Origin of the sequence: uncultured Alistipes sp. (genome assembly GCF_902388705.1) — a bacterium.
Classification (GTDB): Bacteria; Bacteroidota; Bacteroidia; order Bacteroidales; family Rikenellaceae; genus Alistipes.
Window position 1 is genome coordinate 1 of the sequence record NZ_CABMQJ010000102.1, and the last position, 4,261, is coordinate 4,261.

Here is a 4,261-nt window from a genome sequence, read left to right on the forward strand (position 1 = left end):
CCGGGATCGTGGCCCGGGGCGACGGTATTCCGGTCGGCCGGGACATATGCCCGGATGCGGCCCGGAGCGTGTTCCCCGCGACCTTGGTGAGGCGGCCGCCCGGCCGCGGCAGTGCCGGAAAGGAAGAGCAGCAACCCCGCAAGGAGTACGGCTTTTCCCTGCCGTAGTATACTTTTCATAGTGCCGAATTTCTGATTAAGACCGCACAAGTTACGAATTTTTACGCAAGGGCAACGTACCGGGCCGGAAAAATCCGCCCGGAAAGGCGCATGTTCTTCCGCCGGCACCCGACGGCGGTGCCGTTGTCCGTGCCGATTTGGTTTATCGGGAAATTGTGTTTACCTTTGCCGCCGAACCAAAATCCGCTCCGATGAGAATAAACGATTGATAGCCGGTTTTATTAAACCGACGCCGTATCCGGAAAAACAGACAGCTTCTCGGTTTAACAGGCCTTTCTGCGGGCCGCTATTAATCGTTATCTTATATGAGTATTATCGTCAGCGGTATTTCCTACCGCTATACCAATCAGCAAACATTGTTCGACGGGCTGTGCCTCACGGTCGCCGCGGGTGCGAAGGTGTCCGTCGTCGGCGACAACGGCTCGGGCAAATCGACGCTCCTGAAGGTTATCGCCGGGCACCTGTCGCCCGTTTCGGGCAGCATCGCCTGTGCTTCGCGCCCATACTACGTACCCCAGCAGGTCGGAATAACCGGGATTTCCGTCGGCCGGGCGCTCGGCGTGGCCGCCAAACTCGAAGCCCTGCACGCCATCTGCGGCGGCAGCAGCGAGCCGGCGTACTTCGATGCGCTGGCCGACGACTGGGACATCGAGTCCCGCTGCCGGACGGCGCTCGACCACTGGGGGCTGCCGCACATCACGCCGGATGCCCCCATCGACACGTTGAGCGGCGGCGAAAAGACCCGGCTCTTCCTGGCGGGACTCGCGATTCACGACCCGGCTGTCGTGCTGCTCGATGAGCCGACGAACCACCTCGATACCGCGGGGCGGGAGAAACTCTACGACTATGTCCGTACGAGCCGGGCGGCGATGGTGGTGGTCAGCCACGACGTGACGCTGCTGAACCTGCTCGGAACGACCTGCGAACTCACTGCCGGGGGACTGGAGGTCTACGGCGGGAATTTCGATTTCTACCGCGGGCAGAAAGCCGCTGCCGAGGCTTTGCTGGAGCGGCGCATCGATTCGGAGCAGGCGGCGCTGCGGCTGGCCCGCAAAAGGGCGCAGGAGGTGCGCGAGCGGCAGGAGAAGCGGATGCGTGAGGGCGAGAAACACAAGGCCGGGCTTCCGCGAATCATGCGCAAGACGCTGAAAGACAGTGGTGAGCGTGCGCTCTGCAAACTCCGGGACAAGCAGGCTGAACTGCTCGGCGGCAACCGGGAGCGGCTTGCCGGGCTGCGGCAGCAGCGGGGGCGGGTCTGCGAGCTGAAAATCGACTTCGACGATGCGCAGCTGCACGAGGGGAAGACGCTGGTTACGGCAAGCGGTGTGAATTTCTGCTATCCCGGGGGCCGGCTGCTGTGGCCGTCGCCCCTCGACCTCGAAATCCGGAGCGGCGAGCGCGTCCGCCTGACGGGCGGCAACGGCACGGGAAAGACGACCCTTGTCCGGCTGCTGACCGGGCAGTTGGAGCCGACGGCGGGCCGCATCGGGCGGGCCGGGTTTTCGTACGTATGGCTCGACCAGGAGTACCGCATGGCCGACACCCCGAAGAGCGTGCTGGAACTGGCGCAGGCCAGCAACCGCCCGAACTGGCCGGATCACGAACTGAAACTGCGCCTGCACCGGGCCCTGTTTCCCCGGGAGATGTGGGACAAGCGGTGCGACACGTTGAGCGGCGGCGAACGGATGCGGCTGTGCCTGTGCTGCCTGATGATTTCCGACCATGTTCCGGACATGTTCATCCTCGACGAGCCGACCAACAACCTCGATTTGTCGAGCCTGGCGATTCTCACCCGCACCATCGGCGGTTACCGGGGAACGCTGCTCGTCATCTCCCACGACCGGCACTTTGTCGGTGAAATCGGGATAACGAGGACGTTCGGGCTGGACGCGCGGGAATGAAGCGGCGTCCCGCAGGGGGGCAGGACGCCGTTTGTCTTTCGAGGAGGGGATTCAGGGGGATTGTCCGTATGTGCAGTATGCGGTCTTTGCGGGCTTCCGGGGCTAATATCCCGGTATTCGCAGCATCGAACGGCAGGACTGCGCCCTGGCGGAAAGCCGGGGATAAAAAAATCCCCCTTTTGACAAGGGGGATTGTCCGCATGTGCTGTATGCGGCCGGCTTGGCTTCCGGGATCAATACCCCAGTATTCGCAGCATCGAACGGTAGGACTGCTCCTTGGCGAAAAGCCGCGTGTAATATTCGTTGTCGCTTTTGTCGCGGTCGATGATGATGTGTTTGGGAGCGGGAATCAGGCAGTGCTGGATGCCGCCGAAGCCGCCGATCGACTCCTGGTAGGCCCCCGTGTGGAAGAACCCGATGTACTGGGTGTTGCCCGGTTCGAGTTTGGGCAGGAAGATGGCGTTGATGTGCGACTCGGCGTTGTAGAAATCCTCGCTGTCGCACGTCAGTCCTCCGAGGAACACACGCTGGTACTCCTTGTTCCAGTTGTTCACGGGCAGCATGATGTAACGCTGGTTGATGCCCCACGTGTCGGGCAGGGTGGTGATGAACGACGAGTCGATCATGTACCAGTTCTCCCGGTCGTTCTGCTGCTTCTGGTTGACGATCGAGTAGAGCGCCGCGCCGCTTTCGCCCACCGTGAACGATCCGAACTCGGTGAAGATGTTCGGCTCCTCGATTTCGTTGCGCTGGCAGATGCTCTTGATTTGCGCCACGATTTCCTCGGTCAGGTATTCGTAGTCGTATTCGAAGTTGAGCGAGTTCTTGATGGGGAAACCGCCGCCGATGTTGAGGCTGTCCAGCTCGGGGCAGATGGCTTTCAGTTCGCAGTATACGCTCATGCACTTCGACAACTCGTTCCAGTAGTAGGCGGTGTCCTTGATGCCGGTATTGATGAAGAAATGCAGCATCTTGAGCTGGAACTTCTTGCTGTTCTTGAGCTTGGCCTTGTAGAAATCGACGATGTCGTTGTAACGGATACCCAGGCGCGAGGTGTAGAACTCGAACTTCGGCTCCTCCTCGCAGGCGATGCGGATGCCCACCTTGCACTTCTTGGTGAACGAGTCCTCGAACAGCTCCAGCTCCTCCTTGTTGTCGAGCACGGGAATCGTGTTGACGAAGCCGTCGTTCACCAGCTGCGCGATGTTCTCGACATACTGCGGGCGTTTGAAGCCGTTGCAGATGATGTAGCGGTCCTTGTCGATGATGCCGCCGTCGTAGAGGGCGTTTATGATATGTATATCGTAGGCCGACGACGTTTCCAGGTGGATGTCGTTCTTCATGGCCTCCTCCAGTACGAACGAGAAGTGGCTCGACTTGGTGCAGTAGCAGTAGTTGTACGACCCCTTGTAGTCGACCTTGGCCATCGCCACATTGAACATGCGCTTGGCGCGGTTGATCTGCTGGGAGATCTTCGGCAGGTAGGTTATCTTGAGCGGTGTGCCGTACTGCTTGATCAACTCCATGAGCGGAATGTCATGGAAATTCAGCTCGTTGTCCTCGACCGAGAACTCATCCTGCGGGAAGTCGAACGTCTGTTCGATGAGGTCGATGTACTTGTCTTTCATGGCTCGTTTGTAAAAGTTTCAATAATCCGTCTTCGCTACATTGCAAATTTTCAGCCGATGTAGCCCGGCCGGATTTTCAAAAATTTCGGGATGCAAATCAAGTGAATATTTTCCGTATAACCAATAGTTTGTCCGATTATTTTGAAAAACGCCAGCGAATTTTGGTTTTTTGGCTGAAAAAGGGTAATTTTGAACCGAATTTCAAGGAGTCTTTCAATCGTGTTGATTCGTACCGTATCCCAATATCTCGGGTCGCATAAACGGCTCGTCATTCCCCAGCTCGGGACGTTTATCGTCAAGGAGCCGGGGGTAAGTATCGTTTTCTCGGAACTGCTCAAACGCGACGACGGCGTGCTGCGGCAGCTGCTGGCCGCAGAGGGCATGAGCGAACTGGAGGCGGCGGGCGAGATAGACCGCTTCGTATTCGAGGTGCGCCATGCCGTGGAGCACGGACGGGAGTTTCCGCTCGGGGATTTCGGCGTGATGAGGCCCGGGCCGAACGGGACAATCGGTTTCACCTGCACGCCCCGCCCTGCGCAGCAGGCGCCGGCCG

The 4,261-nt window shown here is 59.3% G+C and carries 2 protein-coding genes and 1 pseudogene; 2 read left to right on the plus strand and 1 reads right to left on the minus strand.

Annotation, left to right across the window (positions count from 1 at the left end; translation table 11 throughout):
• Window positions 1–484 precede the first annotated feature (484 nt).
• On the plus strand, window positions 485–2,080 hold the full coding sequence (locus QZT71_RS12055; protein ID WP_295916563.1) for an ABC-F family ATP-binding cassette domain-containing protein: 1,596 nt from the start codon (window positions 485–487) through the stop codon (window positions 2,078–2,080).
• Window positions 2,081–2,313: 233 nt separating this feature from the next.
• Here the strand turns inward: QZT71_RS12055 and QZT71_RS12060 are convergent, their stop codons facing one another.
• The gene (locus tag QZT71_RS12060) at window positions 2,314–3,708 is read right to left on the minus strand and encodes an arginine decarboxylase (protein ID WP_295916564.1); all 1,395 of its coding nucleotides are present in this window, start codon (window positions 3,706–3,708) and stop codon (window positions 2,314–2,316) included.
• A gap of 189 nt (window positions 3,709–3,897) precedes the next feature.
• Between QZT71_RS12060 and QZT71_RS12065 the strand changes: the two are divergent.
• Window positions 3,898–4,261: pseudogene (locus QZT71_RS12065) on the plus strand (hypothetical protein); the annotation flags it as partial.

Excerpts from the sequence above, each read along its gene's own strand:
- QZT71_RS12055 (WP_295916563.1), top strand. The coding sequence starts at position 485 with ATGAGTATTATCGTCAGCGGTATTTCCTACCGCTATACCAATCAGCAA.
- QZT71_RS12060 (WP_295916564.1), bottom strand. The coding sequence starts at position 3,708 with ATGAAAGACAAGTACATCGACCTCATCGAACAGACGTTCGACTTCCCG.